The sequence below is a fragment of the Acidisphaera rubrifaciens HS-AP3 genome (genome assembly GCF_000964365.1).
GTDB lineage: Bacteria > Pseudomonadota > Alphaproteobacteria > Acetobacterales > Acetobacteraceae > Acidisphaera > Acidisphaera rubrifaciens.
Map to the genome: position 1 here is coordinate 1 of NZ_BANB01001040.1, position 383 is coordinate 383.

Annotated in this window: 1 protein-coding gene; it reads left to right on the top strand. The window is 75.2% G+C overall.

Features of this window, described 5'->3' with window-relative positions; all coding sequences use genetic code 11:
• Positions 1-99 precede the first annotated feature (99 nt).
• Positions 100-383: FkbM family methyltransferase (locus B8460_RS19915; RefSeq protein ID WP_048863371.1), on the top strand; the 284-nt coding region annotated here is incomplete at its 3' end.

The following is a 383-nucleotide window of genomic DNA, read 5'->3' on the forward strand; positions in this document are numbered from 1 at the left end:
CCGTGCCGGCCGCCGCACCCGCGCCGCCGCCGCCGTGGTTGACGCCGCGCGGGGCGGCGGGCACTTCCGCCGCCTAACAGCACGACCGGGCCGCGCTTCATGACCCTCGTCTCCTATGCGCAGAACTTCGAGGACGTGCTGCTCTGGCGCGCGCTCGGCGACGTGGCCGGCGGCTTCTACATCGACGCCGGCGCCTGGCACCCGGACACGGATAGCGTCACCCGCCTGTTCCACGACCATGGCTGGCGCGGCATCAACATCGAGCCGGTGGCGGAACATCACGCCCGCCTCGCCGCCGCCCGGCCGCGCGACCTCTGCCTCAACGTCGCCCTCGGCGCGACCGAGGGCACGGCCACGCTCCACGCGGTCGCCGGCACCGGCCT